The organism is Amycolatopsis sp. FDAARGOS 1241, from assembly GCF_016889705.1.
Taxonomy (GTDB): Bacteria; Actinomycetota; Actinomycetes; order Mycobacteriales; family Pseudonocardiaceae; genus Amycolatopsis.
On sequence record NZ_CP069526.1, the window covers coordinates 8,980,349 to 8,999,337 of the forward strand.

The following is an 18,989-nucleotide window of genomic DNA, read 5'->3' on the forward strand; positions in this document are numbered from 1 at the left end:
AGTTACGAAATCTCGGCGAGCGCCGCCCGGTAGCCGTCGAGGTCGTAGTCGAGCCGGTCCTCGTCGGTCTCCTCGAGCTGGGCCTCCAGCACGGAAACCAGCTCGCCGATGACCTCTTCGCGGGCGAGCCCGCGGCCGAGCAGCACCTGCGCCGCGGCCCACACCTCCTCGGGCGAGTCCTCCCACAGCTGGTCCACCACGCTCGTCTCCAGCGCGAGCCGCAGCCCGTCGTTCCCGTCGAATTCGTCGTTCGCCAGCGACTCGTGGTACTCGGGGTGCTCACCGATCACGAGCAACCGCCGCTGTTCCGGGTCCGACGGGTCCAGGTCCGTCAGCTCCTCGTCGCCGATCACCGTGGTCAGCGACGGGACCGCGAACTTCCGGCGGGCCACCACAGCGAGCGCCTCTTCGGCCGGCTCCGTGCCGTCCAGGTAGTCGGCCAGCTCCTCGGACTCCTCGTCCTCCTCGTCGGAGAGGTACTCGGCCAGGTACTCCTTCACGTCTTCGACGAGCGCGGTGACGGCGACGTCGGACAGGCCGCCGCGCCGCGCCGCCCACTCCGTCCAAGCCAGGACGACCGGCGGCACCGCGTCCTCGTCCTCGACCTCGTACTCGCCGCCCAGCAACGATTCGAGGAACCGCGCCAGCTTCTCCGGCCCGACGCGCACCGGATTCGCGGGCTCGACGCGGCAGCCGTGCTCGACGAGCAGCGCCGCCACCGACCGCGCCGCGTCGACGTCCGGCAGCTCGGTCGCGGCGAGGAACTCCGTGACGAGGGCGTCGCGCTGGTCGGCGGTCCACTCCTGCACCGGCTCCACCGCGGCCGGTTCCGGCAGCGCCCGCACCCACGCCGTCGCGACGGCGTGGAACCGCGGGTAGTCGGCGCCGACCTCGGGGTCCTCCAGCGCGTCCGTCACGGTGATGCCGTTGAGCAGCAGCCGGTGCGCGTCCGCCGGCTCGACCTTCTCGAGGACGACGAGCTCGCCGTCCTCGGCGACCTGCGCCCGCATTTCCGCCAGCACCTCGTGCGGCTCGTCGACGACCACCAGGTCGCGCACCCGGCCCAGCTCCGTGAAGTCAAGCAACGCCAGCAAGCCGAGCGAGGCCTCACCGCGCGAGAAGACGCACAGCAGCGAAGCCTCGTCGCCGTAGACGTCGCCGGTCCGCCAGATCTCCCCGGCGGTGACCTTCCCGATCTCCGCGGCCCACTCCGGCTCCGGGATCCCGCGGGCCAGCACCACGTCGAGCGCCTCGGCGGCGGCGGTGCGCTCCTCGTCGGTCTCCGCCAGCACCTTCAGCGCCGCCAGCAGCGCGGCCGCGCCGGGCGTGATCTTGCGCTGCGCGAACGCGATGAGCTCGAGGCCCAGCTGCTCGCCGGCCTCGGGCTCGCCCTCGATCGTCAGGTCCCACCACTGGCCCAGCACCTCGGAGGTGAGCAGCTCGACGTCGAACGGACCGGGCTCCGCGGCGACGGCGGAGAAGTCCCGGAGGACGTCCTTGAACAGGCCGGTCACGCTGGGCGTGGCGGGCTGGGGGCTCTTCTTGCGGGCGCGACTGACCGGGCTCATGCGGAACATCGTTGCATCGACGGCACGGGCGCGGATCCGCGGGACGCGCGGTCGCGGTGGCCCCGGGCGCGGTATCCGCGACCGGCCAGGGAACCGGCTGCGGAGAGGGGCCACCGCGAGGTCGCCGGAAAAACCGCTATCGAGGTGTTTCAGCTGGTCAACGAGCCGGATTCCGGAAGGTTACGCGGTTTCGGCAACGCGATCCGCGCGGCGCGCACTTCGGCGATCAGGCGCGTCTTGCGGCGGTGAACACTCACCAGATCGGCGAGGTAGCCCGTGAACTCCTCCGCGGTGCCGGCGCGTTTGTGGAGCGTGCGGAGCTTCTTCAGCTGCTTCGCCGCTTCGCGGTAGGCCTGCGGGTCCTTCTGCTCGATGAGGTGCTCGACCTGGCTGCGGTAGACGGGGATCGTCTCGGCCGGGTGCGCGGCTTCACGCAATGCGGCCAGCTCCACGCGCAGCGCGAGCGAGCCGCCGAAGCGCACGCACGCGCGCCACGCCTCGTCGGGCCGATCCTCGGCCAGGAGGGCGCGCGCGAGCTCGTCGGTACCGTCCTCGCTCTCCCCCGCGCGTTCGCGCAGGCGCGCGAGCGCGGCCACGCGCTGCACGGACCAGACGCCGGCTTCGGTCGCCGCTTCGCGCAACGCGGTGTACGTGAGGTTGTTCGGTTCCTCGTCGAATTCCTTGCGACGCAAGGAGACCGTCTCGTCCTCGGGTTGGGGCGGGGTGGTCTCGCGGTGGGGTGTGAGGGCGCGCGCGGCGTGAGCGATGGCCTCGCTGTGCCGGCCGGCGGCGCGCAGCACGCGCACGATCTTCAGGCTCACGTCCACCCGCGGCGGCTTGGCCTCGAGGATCGCGACGAGCGCGTCGACGTCGCCCCGCACCTCGGCCAGCTCCTCCAGCAGGCGCTCGGCGACGTCGCGGCGGTAGCCGGTGGGGCCACCGGCCAGGATTGCGTCCACAGTGGACTTGATGCGGTCGAGTCCCTTGTCGCCCAGCGCTTTCGCGAACTCGGCCAGCGCGATCGTCGGCCGGCCCGGGCCGTCGAACTCGACTTCCAGGAGCCAGTCGGCGAGCTGCTCCGGGTCGGGCGGCCGCGCGGCGCACGCGCGGGCATACAGCTCGACCGCGAAGTCGAGCTTGCCGGCCAGGTCTCCCGACGGATCACCCGCCTGCTCCAGGACCTCCCCGATGTCGTCGACGGTCCGGCGCGCCAGCGGCCCGAGATCGGCCGGGCTGCCCGCGTCGAGCAGCCGCTGCAACGTGTCGAGCACAGCGCCGACCTTCGCGGCATACTCGACGTTCCCATCGGACACGGCGGTGTCCAGCAGCCGGTGCGCCTCCGCCACATCACCCGATTGCGTGGCGAAACGGAGCTCGAGCGAGTGCCGTAACCCAGGGTCACGGTTGGCTTGCGCGAGGAGCAGGTCCACCAGCGTTTCCGCGTCCAACGTGCGCAGGTACGGGCGCAGATCCGGGGGAGCACTCACGCGCCCCAGTCTGCCGCATGGCCTTCGGCGCGCGAGTGGGCCAACTGCGTGCTCTTTTCGGAGCAGCCGCGCACCACCGGTGACCAGCGGCGCACCGGCGCGGGATGCCGTGGGCGAGTTCGAGTGGGGCCGCGCCCGGGGTGCCGTCGGCCCGGGTTCGGGCAGCGAGGCGCCGGGGTTCGGCGTGGCCTCACCGGGGTGCCGTCGGCGGGTCCAGACGGGTCCGCCACCCGGCCATGACCACCGTGGTAGATCAGTTCCCGTGACTCTCGAAGACCTGCAACAGCGCCTACGCGACTTCGCCGCCGCCCGCGACTGGGAACCGTTCCACCACCCCAAGAACCTGGTCATGGCCCTGTCCGGCGAAGTGGGCGAGCTCATCTCCCTGTTCCAGTGGCTGACCCCCGACGAGGCCCGCCAGTACCGCTCGGACGCCACCCTGGCCGCCAACGTCCGCGACGAAATCGCCGACGTCCTGCTGTACCTCGTGCAACTCGCGGACGCCCTGGACATCGACCTGCTGGCAGCGGGCAACGCGAAGATGGACCGCAACGAAACGAGGTTCCCCCGCGTGCACGGCTGATCAGCTCGTGAACGCCTGGCTCAGCCGCGCGTACACGACGACGTTGTCCCCGTCCACGGTGATCAGGCGGAGTTCCGGGGCTGGCGTGGCGCTGCGCGCCGTGGGGAACGGCGGGTTCGGTGGGTGATCGACGCGGTAGACGGTGAACACCGCGGCGGTGTGGTCGGCGCGGTGCACCACGACCTGTTCGCCGGGACGCGCGTCCTTGAGGCGGCCGAACACGCCGTCGCGCGCGGCGAGCACCGCGGGGCCGCGTTCGCCGGGGGTCGGGCCGCCGGTGAACCAGCCCGGGGTGCGGGCGTCCGCCGGGCGTTCGAGCGCACCGTCGGGGGTGAGGCCGAGGCCGACGATCGTGCTGGTGTCCACGCCGATCGCCGGGATTTCCAAGGCCGCCGGGCGCGACGCGGTCTGCACCCGCGACACCGGCACGCGCGTGGCGAACGGCGCCGGGCGGCTGGTGGTGACGACGTCCTGCGCCGGCACGTCCGCGGGTGGCTTCAGGACCGCGGCGGCCAGCAGCGTACCCACGGCGACCGCCAACACCGCGACGACGGCGAGCCGCGCCTGCATCAGCCCGGCCGGGAAACCGTCGTTTTCGCAATTGCGTTCGAGACGATCACGGGAAACCCCTCCGATCGGCTTGTGCGACGGATATCCGTGAAATCGCGGTGACCGTTACGCGCGATTTCCCGGCAACTTCCCACCGCTTCGGAAATGGTCGTCCGACCGGCGGCATCCGGTGATTTCCCCCGCTGCGGACGTGGCGTCGGGCACCAGCACCGGCCACGCGCCCCACGACGCCGTAACCTCGAGGTATGCCGATCCAGGTGCTGCTCGTCGACGACCACGAGCTGGTCCGCCGCGGCCTGCGCGACCTCCTCGGTGACGAGGCGGACATCGAGGTGGTCGCCGAGGCCGGGGGCGTCGAGGAGGCGCTGGCCGTCGCGATGCACCTGGAGCCCGACGTGGCGGTGGTCGACGTCCGGCTCGGCGACGGCGACGGCATCACGCTGTGCCGCGAACTGCGTTCCAAGCCGAACCCGCCGGCGTGCCTCATGCTCACCGCGTTCGACGACGAGGAGGCGATGGTCGGCGCGATCATGGCTGGCGCGTCGGGCTACCTGCTGAAACAGGTCCGCGGCCAGGATGTGGTCAACGCGGTGCGCGAGGTCGCGGCCGGCCACTCGCTGCTCGACCCCGTCAGCACGGCCCGCGTGCTCGACAAGCTGCGCCACCCGCCGACGGACGAGCTCGCCGACCTCACCGACCGCGAGCGTGATGTCCTGGAACTCATCGGGCAGGGCCTGTCCAACCGCGAAATCGCCGAACGCCTCTTCCTGGCCGAAAAGACGGTCAAGAACTACGTCACTTCGGTGCTCGCCAAGCTCGGCATGCAACGCCGCACGCAAGCCGCCGCCTGGATCGCCCGCCGCGGCAAGTGAGCAACGCTGATTCCGAACACCCGGATTTTCGCGTGATCGGCGCGTACCGCCTATTGGCGCTCCGCTAGTCCGTTCGAAGTGCGACCGGACCACTCGCGTCACCGTTGGCGACGGGGAGTTCGGTAAGCATCCTCCGGATTCACCCCATCGTGAGTCGAATACGTGTTCGATTTCCCGGTATTATCGTCACCAACTGAGAGCGAGTTGTGGCTCGCGGTGCTGGGGATTTCCGGAGCGTTTCCGGAACAGCCAAGAGAAGGGAGCGGCTCACATGACGCGTGAAGGCTGAAGCCGGATCAGCGCAGTGTGGGTGACGGTCGCACGTGCGGCCAGTCCAGAGGCAGACGAGAGGCGACGGGCCGAGGTTCGGCCGGTCGGTGAGGAAAACGCGTGGGCGGCCCGGGAAGGGGACCGGTTCAGTCCGCGTGGTGGGGTTCGGAGAGGTGGCGGTGGCGCAAGCAATGTGGTTGGTCGCGGAGTAACTCGCGCCTGTGGTTCCGTTGCGAAAGGGCGGTCAGGCATGCACGCACGGCGTGGTAGTCGCCAGGCAACTCGGGCGTCGACCGCTTGGACCCGAGCCGGCTCGCACAGCGCGTGTGGACTCGAGCCCACAGCGTCGAGCCAATGAGGAGCCGCGCAACCACGCGCAGCGTGGCAGTCATGACCTGGCGCTGGTACTCACCGCTCGGCTCGGTGCGGACCAGGCCGAGCCGGCACGCACGGTGCGTTGGGACTCGGGCCAACAGCGCGGGCCGCTGGAGAATCGAGAGACCACGCGCAACATGTAGTCGCCAGGCAACTCGGGCGTAGGCCGCTCGGCTCGGTCCGGACCAGTGGCGGAGCCGGCACGCACGGCGCGTTGGGACTGGAGCCCACAGCGGGGGTCGATGAGGAGCCGCGCAACCACGCGCAGCGTGGCAGTCGTGACCCAGCGCTGGTGCTCAGTGGTCGGCTCGAACCGGTAGCCGAGCCGCCACGCACAGCGTGTGTGGACTCGAACCCACAGCGCGGGCCGCTGGAGAGCCGCGCAACCACGCGCAGCGTGGCAGGCATGCCTGGTTCTGGTGCTCATCGCTCGGCTCGGTTCGGCCCAGTGACCCGAGCCGGCACGCACAGCGTGTGTGGACTCGAACCCACAGCGCGGGCCGCTGGAGAGCCGAACAACCACGCGCAGCGTGGCAGGCATGACCCAGCGCTGGTGCTCACCGCTCGGCTCGGTCCGGCACCGTAACCGAACGGGTGCACACAGCATGGTTGGCATGAAAGGCCGGGGCGGCATCGGTCGGTGTCGTGCTCGCGGGCGACGGGCACCTACCGCGTCCGCGGGCGGGCCGCCGGTCTGGTTTCACGTAATCGAAGAAAGCGTGGTGCCCACCAGCCGACGTCAGGGATGGCCGGTCGGCCAGCTCGGTCGCTAGTCCAGCGGGAGGTCGAACGCGACGAGCGTGCCGAGGCTCGGGGAGGAGTTGATGAAGAACTTCCCACCGGCGGTGTCGGCGCGTTCGGCGAGGTGGCGCAGGCCCCGGGTGGCCACGCCTTGGGGCACGCCTGAGCCGTTGTCGCGCACGCGGAGTTTCACGCCGTCGCGGTCGCGGGTCAGGGTGACGCGCGTTTCGCTCGCGCCGGAGTGGCGGACCACATTGGACAGTGCCTCGCGCAGCGCCGCGCGGATGTGATCGGCGCGTTCGGCCGGGATGTCGGCGAACTCGCCCGACAGTTCGAGGGTCGGGGGGTAACCCAGCAGCTCGCCGGCGATGCGGACTTCGCCGCGGGCGGACTCGGCGAGGTCGGTCGGTGTGCCGGTGTCGTGGCGGGGTTCGGGAGACCGCAGCGCCCGCACGGTGCCGCGGATCTCCTCGATGGTCTGGTCGAGCTGGTCGATGGCGTCGGACAGCCGGGCGCCGTCGGCCTGGGCGAAGCGCTTGCGCATGTTGCGGCGCACGCGGTCGAGCTGCATGCCGGCGCCGTAGAGGCGCTGGACGATCACGTCGTGCAGCTCGCGGGCGATGCGTTCGCGCTCCTGGTAGAGCGTCACGCGGTGGCGAGCGTTGGCGCCCTCGGCGAGCGCCAGCACGACACCCGCCTGCGCGGCGAACGCCACGAGCATCTCCACGGTCCCCGCGGAGAACGGTTCGCGCCCTTGCAGCCGGTACACCGTCAACGCGCCGAGCACCCGCCCACCCGAGCCGAACGGCGCGGCGGCGAACGGGCCGAACGCCCGCAGCTCGTCCGGCACGAACGGCGCCGTCCGCGGGTCCACGACGAAGTTGTCACTCACCACCGGTTCGCCGCCGCGCGCGACGCGGCCCGCGGCAGAGTCTGCGGGCAGCGTCAGGCCCTGCAGGGCGCGGCCTTCGCCACTGGTGTCGACGGCGGCCTCGACTACGACGTGCCCATCGTCGGAGCTGACCATGGCCAGGCCGAGGTCCGCGTCGGCGAGTTCGGCCGCTCGGACCACGACGGTGTCCAGCACCGTCTCGGGATCGTCCCCGGACAACGCGGTGCTGGTGATCTCGGTGGCAGCGGACAACGCCCGCGCGGCAAGTGTCGGGTCCATGTGCAACACCGACCCTAGCGCGTGCTTGCGTCCCGGACCCGGCATCGTGACCGTCACCAATCACCCCTCGCGGCCACGGCCGCCACGGGCGCGGGCCGCTCGACGACCCGGCCACCTCGGACTTCCAGGACGACGTCGGCGTCGAGCTCTTCGCCGACGTTGTGCGTGACGTGCACAACGGTGCGGCCGGCCAGCTCCGCGCGCAACGTCGCCCGCAGCGCGCGAGCCGTCGGCTCGTCGAGGTGCGCGGTGGGCTCGTCGAGCAGCACGAGGTCCGCCGCCGGCGCGGCGAGCAACGCCCGCGCGAGCGCGACGCGCTGGGCTTGTCCTCCCGACAGCCCGGCACCAGCGCTGTCCAGGACCGTCACCGGGTCCAGGTCCGGCAGCCGGGCCAGGTCGAGCGCGTGGCGGAGGTCGTCGTCCGTGGCCTTCGGGTCGGCGAGCCTCAGGTTCTCCGCGACGGTCGTCGACACCAGCATTGGCTCCTGCGGCGCCCACGACACCCGGCTCGGCGCCGTCACTTCACCCGCGCGCGGGGCCAGGAATCCCAGCAACGCGGCGACCAAAGTCGACTTACCGGCACCGCTCGGCCCGACGACCGCGACGTATGAACCCGGCGACAGGTCGAGCGTCACGTCCTCGAGCACGGTCTCCCCACCGGGCCAGCCGAGGTCGGCGCCTCGCAGCCGCACCGTCGGCCCGGCCTGCACCGGCGCCGGGGCCGGCGCGGCCTGCAGCTGCGCCAACCGCTCGCGCGCACCGCGCAGCGTGTCCCAGTGCGCGGCCACCGGCGGCAGCAACGCCAGCACCTCCGCGAGCGCCAACGGCACCAGCGCCAGCAGCGGCGCCAGCACCCCCGCCAGCTGACCGGCCGCGACCGCGTGCGCGGCGAGCACCGTGCTCACCACCGCGGCCGCCCCGGTGACGACGGCGATCAGCGCCTCCGCCGCGCCCGTGCCGAACGCCTGGCGGCGGGCTTCCGCCGTGAGCCGCCCGTCCGTCGCGAACAGCTCGCGCCGGCGCGCGCCCGCCGTCCCGTACGCCAGCGACTCGGCCGCCGACGTGAACAGCACCAGCACCCGGGCGGCGAGGTCCCGGCGGCCGGCCGCCAGCGCCGCGGTCGCGCGACGTTCGGCGAACAACGCCAGCCGCGGCGCGGCCAACCCCACCACCACCGCCGCCGCGAGCACGGCCCCCGCCGACGGCAGCACGATCGCCTGCACCGCGACCGCCCCGGCGGCGACCAGCCCGACGACGATCGGCGGCGCCACGACGCGCGGCAGCAGGTCGCGGACGGTGTCGACGTCCGCGACCAGCCGCCGCTGCCCCTCGCCGGCGGCGAGCCCACGCGCCGGTCCGAGCTTCACCAACGATTCCCACAGCAGCACGCGCAGCCGCCCAGCGATCCGGAACGCGGCGTCGTGCGTCACGAGCCGCTCGGCGTAGCGCAGCGCCGCACGCCCGAGCCCGAACGCGCGCACTCCGACCACGGCCACGGTCAGCGTCAGGATCGGCGGACGCAACGACGCTTCCGCGATCAGCCACCCCGACGTCGCCGTCAGCGCGACCCCCGCCAGCAACGCCAGCGCGCCCAGCACCGCACCGGAGAACAACCGGCGGTCGACCAGGAGCCGCCACGCCAACGGCCGCCGCGCCCCCGCCTCGGAAACCGCAGAATCCGTGCGCGGCAACGGATCCTCGTCGGCAACCACGACCCCGGCCGGCCGCTCGTGCGCCGCGATGATCGCCGCTGCACCGCCGGCCACCGCCCGCTCGACGGCGGCCAGCACGCGCCGCGCGTTCACCTCGTCGAGGTGCGCCGTCGGCTCGTCGAGCAGCAGCAGCCACGCTCCCGCGCGCACCCGCAGCAACGCCCGCGCGACCGCCACCCGCTGCCGCTGCCCCAGCGACAACTGGTCAACGGGCCGATCCGCGAGCCCGGTCAGCCCCATCTCCCCCAGCACCTCGTCGACGGCCCCGGCCCGAACGGTCTCCTCGCGCCCCTCGGCGCGAACGGTCCCCTCACGAAGCAAGCCGCGAACGGTCCCCCGACTCGCCGTATCCGCGCGGACAGTGCCCTCGCCCGGCTCAGCAGGAACAACCGGGGCCCCGCCTGCACGAACGGTCCCCTCGTCCCCATCGTCGCGAACGGTCCCCTCACGAAGCCAGTCACGAGCGGTCCTACCATCTCGACGGGCTCGAATGGTTCCCTCGCGCGGCAAATCCGCGCGAGCAGTCTCGTCGGCCAGCGAGCGCGCACGAACGGTCCCCTCGCCCAGCGAACCCGCGCGAGCAGTCGTCTCGCGAAGCAGGCCGCGCGCGGTCCCCTCGCTCGGCAAACCCGCACAAACGGTCCCCTCGTCCAAACCGGCGCGAACGGTCCCCCCGCCCAGCGAGCGCGCGCGAACGGCCCCCTCACGAAGCGACCCGCGAGCGGTCCCCTCACCCGCATCCGCGCGAACGAACCCCGCGCTCAGCTCTTCCCGCACGGTCCCCCCGCTGAACACCGGCGACTGCGGCACCCACGCGACGTCAGCGCGCCAGCGCTCCACATCGACCTCGGCCAGCGGGACGTCGCCGATCTGCACCGAGCCGTCGAAGGCAGGGACGAACCCGAGCAGCACCCCCAGAGTGGTGGATTTCCCCGCCCCGCTCGGTGTCCGCAGCCACACGGTTTCACCACGCCGCACCGAAAACGATTCGTCGGCCGGGGCGAATCCCCCACGTCGGGCGACGCTCAGGCCCGACACAGTCAGTTGTCCACAGGGCGGGACGCGCGTCCCGGGCGGTGGCGCCGGCGAAGCCAGCACGTCGGTCACCCGGCGCACGGCTTCCACCCCGTCTTCGCTCGCGTGGAAGGCCGCCCCCACGGCGCGCAGCGGCTGGTAGCACTCGGGCACGAGGATCAGCACCCCCAGCCCGATGGCCAGCGGCAACGACCCCGACACCAGCCGCACACCGATCACCACGGCCACCAGTGCCACCGAAAGCGTGGCCACCAGTTCGAGCACGAACGCCGACGAGAACGCGACCCGCAATGTCCGAAGCGTCGCCCGGCGGTGGCTTTCGGAGAGCCGGTCCACGGTCGTCGCCTGGGCCGAAGCCCGGCGGAACGCCGTGAGCACCGGCAACGCCCGCACCAGTTCCAGCAGCAGCCCCGACATGCGGTGCACCGCGTCGGTCGCGCCGGCCACGCGGTCGGCCGTGAACTTCCCGACCAGCACGGCGAAAGCGGGCAGCAGCGGCACCGTCAGCGCGACGATCACCGCCGACGGCCAGTCCGCCCACAGGATCGCCGCGCCCGCCGCGAGCGGGACCACCGCGGCGGTCACGAGCGCGGGGAGGTACTCGCGGAAGTACGCGTCGAGCGCGTCGAGCCCGCGGGTCACCAGCTCCGTCAGCGAGCCGTGGCCGTGGCGCGCCAGCCACTCCGGTCCCAGCCGCAGCGCGTGGGACACGACCCGGGCACGCAGGTCCTGCTGGGCCGTCGCCGACGCGCGCGCCGAGACCACCCGCACCGCCCAGCCGGCCAGCGCGCGGCCCGCGACGAACACGAACAGGGCGGCCAGCTGGGCGGCGCGGACCCCGGCACCTGTGGAGACGATGGCGGCCAGCACGTCGGCCAGCAGAAAAGCTTGTGCTACGAGGAAAGCGGCGTTGACGAACGACAGCACCGCCACGAGGAGCAACGCCCGGCGCGCAGCCGGCCCGAGAGCCGGGAGCGCGCCGAGCGGCCCCTTGCCCGGCCGCACTTGGTCCACTGTGGACCTCGGGGCGGAAAGGGTCGCGCGACCGGGAAGCTTGTTCACGGTGCGTGCACCGCCGGGATGTGCTGGACACCGATGCGCTTGCGGAAGACCCAGTAGGTCCAGCCTTGGTAGATCATCACGGCCGGGGCGCCGAACCCGCCGACCCACGTGATCACTTTCAGCGCGTACGGGCTCGCGGAGGCCTGGGCGATCGTCAGCGAGTTCGCGGCGTCCACAGTCGAGGGCAGGACGTTCGGGTACAGCGCTCCGAACAGCGTCACCACGGCGGCCGCGATCACGACGCCCAGCGCCGAGAACGCCTGCCCATCACGGTCCACGTAGAGCCGCTGCCACGCGACAGCCGCGGCGACCACGGTGACCACCAGCGGCACGATCGTCCACGCCTGGCCTTCACGCAGCTGAACGACCACGAGGAACGCGACCAGCGGCAGCAGCGCCACCGGCAGTAGCACGAGCGCCAGCCGGCGCGCCCGTTCCCGCAGCTCACCGGCCGTCTTCAGCGCCAGGAACGCCGCGCCGTGCACCAACGCGAACCCGACGACGGCGAGCGCACCCAGCAGCGTGTCCCACCGCACCGCCTCGAACGGCGAGCCGATGCGGTTGCCGTCGGCGTCGAGCGGCAGGCCGAGCGCGGTCGTCGCCAGCAGCAGCCCGACGCCCAGCGGCGGCACCCACGAGCCGATCATGATCACGCGGTCCCACGTGCGCCGCCAGCGCTCGGAGTCGACTTTCCCGCGGTACTCGAAGGCCACGCCGCGCCCGATCAGGGCCAGCAGCACGATCAGCAGCGGCAGGTACGCGCCGGAGAACAGCGTCGCGTACCAGGCGGGGAACGCCGCGAACGTGGCACCGGCCGCGACGATCAGCCACACCTCGTTGCCGTCCCACACCGGCCCGATGGTGTTGACCATGACTCGCCGCTCGGTGTTGTCGCGGCCGAGCACCGGCAGCAGCATGCCGACGCCGAAATCGAAGCCCTCGAGGAACAGGTAGCCGAGCCAGAACAGCGCGATGATCGCGAACCACGCCAGCTGGAGCGTGGTCATCGGCTCACACCTCCTTCCACAGAGAGTTCATCCACACCGTGGCCCTGAGTTATCCACAACCCATCGAGTTGTCCACAGATCAGCTGTGGGTAACTCTCGCGGGTGATCGCTCGCGTACGCTGGGTGCGACCCAGTGAGTCAGTATGCGAACGACAACGTGTCGTCATCGGAATCCGAGTCCTCGCGTTTGACGGGCGGTGGGGGCAGGACGCCTTCGATGCCGCCGCGGACGTACTTGCGCATCAGGAACAGCTCGACCACGCCCAGGCCCAGGTAGAGCACCGTCAGCGAGATCAGCGAGGTCCACACCTCACCCACCGACAGTTTCGACACCGCCTCGGCCGTGAACATCCACATGCCCTGGACACCGGTCGGGTTGGGCGCGACCACGAACGGCTGACGCCCCATCTCCGTGAAGATCCAGCCCGCGCTGTTGCCGATGAACGGCGTCGCGATGCCCGCGAGCAGCACCAGCGGGAACCAGCGCCCGCTCGGGAGCCGGCCGCGGCGCGTGAGCCACAGCGCCAGCACCCCGATCCCCGCCGAGATCGCGCCGAAGCCGATCATCGCCCGGAAGCCCCAGTACGTCACGGGCAAGTTGGGCACGTAGTCGATCGGCTGGCCGGCCAGCGGCCCGAGGTCCGGGTCGTCCGGGTAGTTGGTGCCGTACTTGGCCTGGTACTGACCGATCAGGTTTTCCACACCCTGAACCTCGGTGGAGAAGTCGTTGTGGGCGAGGAACGACAGCAGCGCCGGCACGGTGAACGTCTTCACGTCCTCGCAGTTCGCACCGGCCACGTCACCGACCGCCAGGATCGAGAAGCTCGCCGGCTTCTCCGTGTGGCACAACGCTTCCGCGGACGCCATCTTCATCGGCTGCTGCTCGAACATCAGCTTGCCCTGCGTGTCACCCGTGATGGCCAGCACCGCGAAGGCGACCACCCCGACCCAGCCGCCGAGCCGCAGCGACGAGCGCCAGACGTTGCGGTGCACGCCCTCGTCCGAGTCCGCCGAACCCCGCTTGCGCCACAGGTGCCACCCCGCCACGCCGACGAGGAACGCCGCCGCCACCGAGAACGCCCCGGCCAGCGTGTGGGGGATCGCCGCCAGCGCCGTGTTGTTGGTCAGCACCGCGAAGATCGAGTTCATCGTCGGCTTGCCGTTCACGAACTCGACACCCACCGGGTGCTGCATCCACGAGTTCGCGGCCAGAATGAAGTAGGCCGAGGCCATCGACGCCAGCGAGAACGCCCAAGCGCACGCCAGGTGCACGCGTTTGGGCAGCCGGTCCCAGCCGAAGATCCACAGGCCGAGGAAGGTCGACTCCACGAAGAACGCGACCAGGCCCTCCATCGCCAGCGGCGCGCCGAACACGTCGCCGACGAAGCGGGAGTAGGCGCTCCAGCTCATCCCGAACTGGAACTCCTGGACGATCCCGGTGACCACCCCCATGGCGAAGTTGACCAGGAGCAGCTTCCCCCAGAACTTGGTCATCTTCAGGTAGCGGTCGTGGCCGGTGCGCACCCAGGCGGTCTGCATCCCCGCGACGAGCACCGAGAGTCCGATGGTCAGCGGGACCATCAGGAAGTGGTACACGGTGGTGATGCCGAACTGCCACCGCGCGAGCTCAAGGACATCCACGTCTTCGAGCTAACTCCCGCGCGCGGGCCGCAACCAGTTCAACACGTCCCGAATAAGCCGGGACCTACGTCCTGAACCTGGGAAAACCGCAGGTCAGCCTTCTATTTCGGAATCCGGGCACATCAGTCCACTGTGTACCGAGGCGGGAGCTAGCGGGTCTCCGACACGAGCCACGCCAGGTACCGCGGGCTCCCGCCGACGATCGGGGTGACCACGACCTCCGGCACGTCGTAGGTGTGGCGCACGTTCAGGAACTCCTCGAGCGCCCCCGCGCGGTCGGCCGCCGTCTTGCACTCGACCCGCCACTCCGCGTCCGTCTGCACCTCGCCCGCCCAGCGGTAGACGCTGGTGATCGGCCCCACGACCTGGGCGCACGCGGCGAGCCGCGCTTCGACGACGCTCGTGGCGAGTGTGCGGGCGGCGGCCTCGGAGTCGACGGTGGTGGTCACGACGACGTGGTCAGCAGGCATGACCCGCACCGTACCGCACCGGAAAAGAGAATTCGGCATACCGAAAAAAATATTCAGGAATCCCGGCCCTGACTATTCAGCTGCCCGCACCGGGCAATTCGCGAATCCCATCAGCTTGCAGCTTTCTGAATCCCTCCTTTATCGTTGCAGTGAAAGGGGTGCTCACCAGCTCATGTCTCCCGCCATCATCGCTCTTCTCAGCGCGTTCGGCCTGGTCCTGGCAGTGGAACTGCCCGACAAGACCCTGGTCGCGACGCTCGTGCTGACCACGCGTTTCCGCGCATGGCCGGTATTCGCGGGAGTGTTCGCGGCATTCGCGATCCAGTGTGTGATCGCCGCCGCATTCGGCAGTGTTCTCACCCTTCTCCCGGAAACGGCCGTATCGCTGCTGGTAGCGGCGATGTTCGGGATCGGCGCCTTCATGCTCCTGCGCGAGGGATTCAGCAAAGCCGACGAAGCGGGCGACAGCGCTTCCCGCTCCGGCGCCGCGCCGAAGTCGTTCGTGCGCTCCGCGCTGACGTCGTTCGGCGTGCTCTTTGCCGCCGAGTGGGGCGACGCGTCGCAGCTCGCGACGGCCGGCCTCGTCGCGCACCTCGGCAACCCTTTCGCGGTCGGCCTCGGCGCGTTCGTCGCGCTGGTCTCGGTGGCCGGGCTCGCCGTGTTCATCGGCGCCAAGATCCGCAACCGCATCCGGCCGAAGCTGATCCAACGCATCGCCGGGTTCGCGTTCGCCGGTTTGTCCGTGTTCGCGCTGGTCCAGCTCGCGTGATGGCTGAAAAGCGACCACAGGGACTTCACAGCACCACGAGGTAACCTCTTCGGAACCAGTGGATGAGGGCAAGGTGAACCCGCGATTACGCGGACGACCCTTGCCCTCCGCCACGACCGCCGAGGAGCGCCCCGTGCCCCAGCCCGTGCCCGCCGCTGTGTCGCCCGTTCACGGCCGGCTCGCGCTCGCCGGCATCACGCTCGCCGTGGCCATCGCCGCCGACCTGCACCTGCGGCTCTCGGCGCAGGTCAGCCCGGTGTGGCAGACACTTTCGGAGTACGTCTACGGCCACCTCGGCGGCCGTTCGGCCGCGCCGCTGTTCAGCGCGATGTGCCTGGCGCTCGCGCTCGGCTCGCTGGCGCTGCTGGCCGGGCTGATGAAGGCGCGCAGCTCGCCGGCCGTCGTCGCCCTGCTCGGCGTGTGGTGCGCGGGGCTCACGGTCTGCGCGACCGTCCCCGTTGACCCCGACGGACAGGCCCGCACCTTCGACGGCCAGCTGCACAACGCCGCCGCGCTCACCGCGTTCCTGGCCTTGCCGGCCGCCGCGTGGTTGCTGACGCGCCGCGGCCGCGCACACTGCCCGTGGGAGCCGCGCCGCACGGCGATCCGCGGCCTGGCCGTCGCGAGCTTCGCCAGCGTGCTGATCGTGCTCGGCGGCTTCGTGTTCACGCTCGTCACGGGCCCGGCGCAGCAGGAGGTGACGCTGGGCCTGTTCGAACGCCTGCTGTTCACCGTCGACCTGGCCCTGCTGCTCACGATGGTGCGGCCGCTGCTGGCCGCCGCTAGGAATCCGTCCGCAGCACCTCGGTGAGCCTCGCGGCGGCCGCGACCACCTGCGGTCCGACCGCCGCCGCGTCGAGCGGCTCCAATGACACGACGCCGACGCTCGCCCGCAGCCCCGGCACGCCGCGCACCGGCGCCGCGACGCCCGACGCGCCGGCCTCCAGCTCTCCGGTCGACGTGACCCAGCCGTCGCCGCCGGGCCGTAGCGCCATCGCGCGGCCCGCCGCACCCGCGCTGAGCGGATGGCGGCTGCCCACGCGGTATGCGACGTGGTAGCTCGTCCACGACGGCTCCACGACCGCGACGACCTGCGCCTGGTCGCCCTGGGCCACGGTCAGGTGCGCCGTGGCGCCCACCTTCTCGGCCAGCTCGCGCAGCACCGGCCGCGCCGCCTCGCGCAGCTGCGGCAGCACCTGCCCGGCGAGCCGCAGCAGCCCGACGCCCAGCCGCACCTTCGTGCCGTCGCGCCAGATCAGGCCACGCTCCGACAGCGGCACCAGCAGCCGGTAGACGGCCGCGCGGCTCGCACCGATCGCGACGGCCAGCTCGGAGATGGTCGCCGCCTCCTCGCCCGCGTCGGCCACCGCCTGCAGCAGGGCCAGGCCACGATCGAGGGTCAGCGACCCCTCCCTGCTCACAGCAGCTCGAGCTCACCCAGGTCGGCCACCGGCTCCGCGAACGACGCCGCCGCGTACGACGCGAAGAGCTCGCGCACGGCCTTCGCGGCCGGCTCCGGCAGCGCGCGGGCCTCGTCGGCCAGCGCCTTGCCGTCGGTGGACTCCAGCGCCGCGCGCACGTCGCCGCCCGAGAGGCAGCGGGCCGACGCGACGATCAGGTTCAGGAACCCGTGGTGGGTGAAGCCCGAGTCCGGGTCCGTGTGCCGGACGGCGCGGTGCAGGCTGTTGGTGGCCTTGAACGACGCGCCCGGCGAGCCGCTGACCACCGACAGGAAGTCGGCGACCTCGTCCACGCTGGGGAAGTTCTCGCCCGCGGGGCCGCCGCAGCGGATCTTCGGCCAGCTGCCGTGCTCGATCACCTTGCGCACACCGTCTAGCCAGCCGATGCCCCGCCGCGGCTCGACGACGCGGATCACGTCCTCGGGCACGAACTCCGACACGCGCTCCAGCCACACCTCGTCGACGTCGGACGGCGCCGGCATCTCGACCATCCGCAGCGACAGCAGCTCGCTCCGGGACTCGACGATCGAGATCGCCTTGGGCACACCTCCGAGCCCGGTGTCGATGATCAAGGAAAGAGGCAGCGGCTCCTTCGGCTTGATCTTGATCAACTCGGTGATCAGCTCGGGCAGCCGCGAGGCCTGGCAGAGGAAAACGCCCAGCACACCGGCGTGCTCACCACCCCGGGACTCGTAGTGCTCGCGCAACGCGTCGGGCATGGCCACGTCCGCGGGCGGGAAGAGCGCCGAGTCGTCGACGAGCCGCGCGAACAGGGGAGGAATTCCACGGGGGCCGGGGGGCGTGAGTTCCACAGCGCTTGACACGACTGACACGCTAGTAGCGTACGACAAGAGGACAAAATAGTTCGTTCTGCGGACACTTGCTCGAGGAGCCACCCATGCCCTTCTACCGGCAAGTAGGCGAGATCCCCCACAAGCGGCACACCGCGTTCCGCCGGCCCGACGGCAGCCTCTACGCCGAGGAACTCATGGGCGCGGAGGGCTTCTCGGCCGATTCGGCCCTGCTGTACCACCGCGGGATGCCGACGGCCATCGTCGACGCCGTCGCCGTACCCGACGACCGCGGCACGCTGACGCCGAACCACCCGCTGAAGCCGCGCCACTTCAAGACGCCGGAGCTGAAGTTCGGCGCGTCCGCCGACGCCGTCACCGACCGGCGGCGGCTCTTCGGCAACAACGACGTGACCATCGGCTTCGTCGTCGCCACGGCGCCGAGCCCCCTGTACCGCAACGCGGCGGGTGACGAGCTGCTGTACGTCCAGGGCGGCACGGCTCTGGTCGAAACGAGCTACGGCTCTCTGGAGGTCGGGGACGGCGACTACGTCGTGATCCCGACGTCGTGCACCTACCGCGTGGTGCCCCACGGCGAGGTGCGGCTGTACGTGCTGGAGGCGCGCGGCCACATCGGCCCGCCGAAGCGCTACCTGTCGGCGAAGGGGCAGTTCCTGGAGCACTCGCCGTACTGCGAGCGGGACCTCAGGGGACCGGTCGCACCACTGGTCGTGGATGGTTCGGACGTCGAGGTCCTCGTCCGCCACCGCGCCGGCCTGACGCGCTACACGTACGCGACACACCCCTTCGACGTCGTCGGCTGGGACGGCTGCCTGTACCCGTGGGCCTTCAACATCGACGACTTCGAGCCCATCACCGGCCGTGTCCACCAGCCGCCGCCCGTGCACCAGACGTTCGAGGGGCCGAACTTCGTGGTGTGCTCGTTCTGCCCGCGCAAGGTCGACTACCACGAGAACTCGATCCCCGTGCCGTACAACCACGCGAACGTCGACTCCGACGAGCTGATGTTCTACGTCCGCGGCAACTACGAAGCCCGCCGCGGCTCGGGCATCGGCATCGGCTCCCTCTCGCTCCACCCGTCCGGCTTCACGCACGGCCCGCAACCGGGCGCCGCGGAGGCGTCGATCGGCGCGGAGTTCTTCGACGAGACGGCGGTCATGGTGGACACGTTCGCTCCGCTGGAGCTCGGGGAAGCCGCTGTGGCGTCCGAAGATGAGGCATACGCGTGGTCGTGGTCGGGGAGGGGGCCGGGGGCCTGAAAGCGGATGTCTCCGGTCCAGACGTGACCGGGGAGGCCGGCCTTGCGACCAGTTGTCCACAGGCGTCGGGCGGCAGCGATGTCGAGCGCAGCGCTCAAGGACGCCTGCGGCACGCGGAAGGCGAC

The 18,989-nt window shown here is 71.3% G+C and carries 15 protein-coding genes; 5 read left to right on the top strand and 10 right to left on the bottom strand.

All coding sequences use genetic code 11. The features are described 5' to 3' along the window. Nucleotides 1–2: 2 nt before the first annotated feature. Complete coding sequence (locus tag I6J71_RS43605) at nucleotides 3–1,568, bottom strand: hypothetical protein (protein WP_204092192.1); 1,566 nt, start codon at nucleotides 1,566–1,568, stop codon at nucleotides 3–5. Between the two features lie 149 nt (nucleotides 1,569–1,717). Beyond that, the gene (locus I6J71_RS43610; protein ID WP_239154244.1) at nucleotides 1,718–3,055 is read right to left on the bottom strand and encodes a hypothetical protein; all 1,338 of its coding nucleotides are present in this window, start codon (nucleotides 3,053–3,055) and stop codon (nucleotides 1,718–1,720) included. Between the two features lie 262 nt (nucleotides 3,056–3,317). Between I6J71_RS43610 and I6J71_RS43615 the strand changes: the two genes are divergently transcribed. Further along, complete coding sequence (locus tag I6J71_RS43615; RefSeq protein WP_204092193.1) at nucleotides 3,318–3,638, top strand: nucleotide pyrophosphohydrolase; 321 nt, start codon at nucleotides 3,318–3,320, stop codon at nucleotides 3,636–3,638. Here I6J71_RS43615 and I6J71_RS43620 read toward each other — a convergent pair whose 3' ends face one another. After that, nucleotides 3,639–4,208 (bottom strand): sortase domain-bontaining protein, encoded by a 570-nt coding sequence (locus tag I6J71_RS43620; protein ID WP_204092194.1) that lies wholly within the window; start codon nucleotides 4,206–4,208, stop codon nucleotides 3,639–3,641. It lies immediately after the preceding gene. A 245-nt stretch (nucleotides 4,209–4,453) separates the two neighbouring features. On the opposite strand from I6J71_RS43620, the gene I6J71_RS43625 reads away from it, so the two are divergent. Beyond that, nucleotides 4,454–5,080: a response regulator transcription factor gene (locus I6J71_RS43625; RefSeq protein ID WP_204092195.1), complete on the top strand. Its 627-nt coding sequence runs from the start codon at nucleotides 4,454–4,456 to the stop codon at nucleotides 5,078–5,080. A gap of 1,414 nt (nucleotides 5,081–6,494) precedes the next feature. Here I6J71_RS43625 and I6J71_RS43630 read toward each other — a convergent pair. The 5 genes from I6J71_RS43630 to cutA all read right to left on the bottom strand — a co-directional run bounded on the left by I6J71_RS43630 (nucleotide 6,495) and on the right by cutA (nucleotide 14,564). Beyond that, nucleotides 6,495–7,637 (bottom strand): GAF domain-containing protein, encoded by a 1,143-nt coding sequence (locus I6J71_RS43630; protein ID WP_204092196.1) that lies wholly within the window; start codon nucleotides 7,635–7,637, stop codon nucleotides 6,495–6,497. 53 nt (nucleotides 7,638–7,690) lie between these two features. Beyond that, nucleotides 7,691–11,398 carry a thiol reductant ABC exporter subunit CydC gene (gene cydC / locus I6J71_RS43635; protein WP_204092197.1) on the bottom strand — a complete coding sequence of 1,236 codons (3,708 nt, stop codon included), beginning with the start codon at nucleotides 11,396–11,398 and terminating at the stop codon, nucleotides 7,691–7,693. 44 nt (nucleotides 11,399–11,442) lie between these two features. Next, complete coding sequence (cydB, locus tag I6J71_RS43640; protein WP_204092198.1) at nucleotides 11,443–12,453, bottom strand: cytochrome d ubiquinol oxidase subunit II; 1,011 nt, start codon at nucleotides 12,451–12,453, stop codon at nucleotides 11,443–11,445. Between the two features lie 138 nt (nucleotides 12,454–12,591). Next, nucleotides 12,592–14,094 (bottom strand): cytochrome ubiquinol oxidase subunit I, encoded by a 1,503-nt coding sequence (locus tag I6J71_RS43645; RefSeq protein WP_204092199.1) that lies wholly within the window; start codon nucleotides 14,092–14,094, stop codon nucleotides 12,592–12,594. A gap of 149 nt (nucleotides 14,095–14,243) precedes the next feature. Next, nucleotides 14,244–14,564, bottom strand: a complete 321-nt coding sequence (cutA, locus tag I6J71_RS43650; protein ID WP_204092200.1) for a divalent-cation tolerance protein CutA — start codon at nucleotides 14,562–14,564, stop codon at nucleotides 14,244–14,246. 172 nt (nucleotides 14,565–14,736) lie between these two features. On the opposite strand from cutA, the gene I6J71_RS43655 reads away from it, so the two are divergent. Further along, a complete protein-coding gene (locus I6J71_RS43655; RefSeq protein ID WP_204097550.1) occupies nucleotides 14,737–15,333 on the top strand; it encodes a TMEM165/GDT1 family protein in 597 nt (198 codons plus the stop codon). Nucleotides 15,334–15,466: 133 nt separating this feature from the next. After that, complete coding sequence (locus I6J71_RS43660) at nucleotides 15,467–16,144, top strand: DUF998 domain-containing protein (protein ID WP_239154245.1); 678 nt, start codon at nucleotides 15,467–15,469, stop codon at nucleotides 16,142–16,144. On the opposite strand, the gene I6J71_RS43665 is transcribed toward I6J71_RS43660, so the two are convergent. Beyond that, complete coding sequence (locus tag I6J71_RS43665) at nucleotides 16,116–16,754, bottom strand: IclR family transcriptional regulator (RefSeq protein WP_204092201.1); 639 nt, start codon at nucleotides 16,752–16,754, stop codon at nucleotides 16,116–16,118. The two genes, I6J71_RS43660 and I6J71_RS43665, sit on opposite strands and share 29 nt — an antisense overlap. Continuing rightward, nucleotides 16,751–17,605: a hypothetical protein gene (locus I6J71_RS43670; protein WP_304503296.1), complete on the bottom strand. Its 855-nt coding sequence runs from the start codon at nucleotides 17,603–17,605 to the stop codon at nucleotides 16,751–16,753. Before I6J71_RS43670 ends, I6J71_RS43665 begins: the two co-directional genes overlap by 4 nt. An 86-nt stretch (nucleotides 17,606–17,691) precedes the next feature. Between I6J71_RS43670 and I6J71_RS43675 the strand changes: the two genes are divergently transcribed. Next, the gene (locus tag I6J71_RS43675) at nucleotides 17,692–18,864 is read left to right on the top strand and encodes a homogentisate 1,2-dioxygenase (protein WP_204092202.1); all 1,173 of its coding nucleotides are present in this window, start codon (nucleotides 17,692–17,694) and stop codon (nucleotides 18,862–18,864) included. Nucleotides 18,865–18,989: the final 125 nt, after the last annotated feature.